The sequence below is a fragment of the Henriciella sp. genome, from assembly GCF_049649345.1.
Lineage (GTDB): Bacteria > Pseudomonadota > Alphaproteobacteria > Caulobacterales > Hyphomonadaceae > Henriciella.
Window position 1 is genome coordinate 1 of sequence record NZ_JBARZC010000029.1, and the last position, 2114, is coordinate 2114.

General features: G+C 60.4%; 3 protein-coding genes. 2 read left to right on the forward strand and 1 reads right to left on the reverse strand.

Annotated features, from left to right (window positions below; genetic code table 11):
• On the forward strand, positions 1-548 hold a 548-nt coding region (locus WA989_RS00740), incomplete at its 5' end, for an alpha/beta hydrolase fold domain-containing protein (protein ID WP_424338621.1).
• A gap of 107 nt (positions 549-655) precedes the next feature.
• Here the strand turns inward: WA989_RS00740 and WA989_RS00745 are convergent.
• The gene (locus WA989_RS00745; protein WP_424338622.1) at positions 656-1378 is read right to left on the reverse strand and encodes an SOS response-associated peptidase; all 723 of its coding nucleotides are present in this window, start codon (positions 1376-1378) and stop codon (positions 656-658) included.
• A gap of 65 nt (positions 1379-1443) precedes the next feature.
• Here WA989_RS00745 and WA989_RS00750 point away from each other — a divergent pair, with 65 nt between their 5' ends.
• Positions 1444-2082, forward strand: a complete 639-nt coding sequence (locus WA989_RS00750) for an OmpA family protein (protein ID WP_424338623.1) — start codon at positions 1444-1446, stop codon at positions 2080-2082.
• The last annotated feature ends 32 nt before the right edge of the window (positions 2083-2114 follow it).

A 2114-nucleotide genomic window follows, 5' to 3' on the forward strand; every position in this document is an offset into this window, starting at 1 on the left:
GGACCCTGCGCAATGCGCCGAAGCTGGGCGCGCCAGCCGGGGTCGCAACCATTAGCGGGGACAGTATGGGCGGAAATTTCGCCGCCATCATCACGCAGGAAATGATGCGCGAGCGAAAGCCGCTGCCGCTTCTACAATTGCTGATCTATCCGGCGACCGAGCTTGAAGACGAATTCCCGTCATATCAGGCCTATGGCGAAACCTATCCCCTGTCGGCCGATACGATGCGCTGGTTCATGGAACAATATCTGCCGGAGGGTCAGAACCGTGCGGATGTCCGCCTGTCGCCGGCCCGCGAAACGCGGCTGGAAGACCTGCCGCCGGCGATCATAGCCACGGCTGGGTTCGACCCGCTTGTCGACGATGGGGCCGCTTATGCAGAGCTGCTACGCCGCTCGGAAGTCGATGTGACCTACAAATGCTATGACAGCCTGGCGCACGGATTTACCGCGTTCACCGGTGTGGTGGATGAGGCGCGCAGGGCGTGCGAAGAAATTGCCGGCATGGTCGCTGCCGCCTACGCCGAATTTGACATCGAAGACGACTAGGCGCTCACACAGCCCAGGCGGCGAGCGCCAGTAGGCATACAAAAATAACGAATATGGTCCGCATTGGGAGCTTTCGGTTGGTTTAAACCTGAACGCACAGAGGCCGCTCAGGTTTCCTCCACCAGCCCGGGATGATTGTTTCGGACATTGCCGACCGCCGGATCGACAGGCCAGACGTGCACGTCCGCTGAGGCAAAAGGCTCGAACAGATCGTCGACCTTGCGATTACTGGTATCGAGCCAGCGCCCGAAATCAGACAGGTGCAGGATCACCGGCATGCGGTGATGCAGGCTGGCGGTCGCATCATTTGGTGTCGTGGTGAGCACGGTGAAACTGTGCAGCTCAGATCCATCGATATGCGCGACGTCATAAAGCCCCGCGAAGCAGAAATGACGCCTGTTGCGCAGGCCCACCGCAAACGGCGTCTTCGCGCCGGCACGCCCCGTCCATTCATAATAGCCGCTGACGGGCACCAGGCAGCGATGATGACGAAACGCGCCGCGGAAGACCGGTTTTTCGGCTGCCGTCTCCGATTTCGCATTGAATGTGGTGAAGGATTTTTCCTTCAGCGGTTTCTTCCACCAGGAGGGCACAAGCCCCCATAAGGCAGGGGCCAGTTCTGCTGTCCCGTCGCGCGTCAGCCTGATGATCGGCTGATAGGAGCCGGGCGCGGCATTATAGGTGGGATCAGGCGGATCAGTCTCATCCGGCGGAACCAGATTGAGCCAGGCGCGAAAATCGGCCCAGGTCACACCATGTCTGAAGAAGCGCCCGCACATCTTGTGTGATATAGACCATGCTCCACACCCGAAACAACGGAACGAAGACATTCAGTTCGCGTTCAGAAGACTGTCCCCAATATAAGGGGGTGGAATAAACGAGGAGTTTTCCCGAGATGAGAATGATTATGATCGGTGTCACGGCGGCAGCCATGACACTTACAGCATGTGAAGGCACTGGCCTGTCCAGAAACCAGGCGTACGGAACAGGCGGCGGCGCCCTTGCAGGCGCAGCCCTTGGTACGCTGGCTGGCGGCGATGATGGCCGCAATGCCGCGATTGGCGCAGCCGTTGGCGCGCTCGCAGGCGCAGCCGTCGGCACGTATATGGACAAGCAGGAGCGCGATCTGCGCGCCCGCACGGCCGGCACCGACATCCAGGTTGAGCGCCAGGGTGACCAGATTGCCCTGACCATGCCGTCCAGCGTGACCTTTTCTGTCGACAGCGCGCAGCTGAAGCCGGAATTCTACGGCCCGCTGAACGATGTCGCCGCCACTCTGGTCGACTATCCGTCGACCTCTGTTGACGTGGTTGGTCACGCCTCTTCGGATGGCCCTGACGACTACAATATGCAGCTGTCAGAACGCCGCGCCAATTCGGTCTCGAACTACCTGGTCAATCAGGGCGTTCAGCCGGTCCGCATCCGGTCTTATGGCATGGGCGAAAATCAGCCGGTTGCCAGCAATGACACGGCCGCCGGCCGCGCTGCCAACCGCCGCGTCGAAATCCTTCTGACGCCGGTCACGACCAGCTAGTCGTTCCCGACGACTGAATAAGAAAAGGCCGC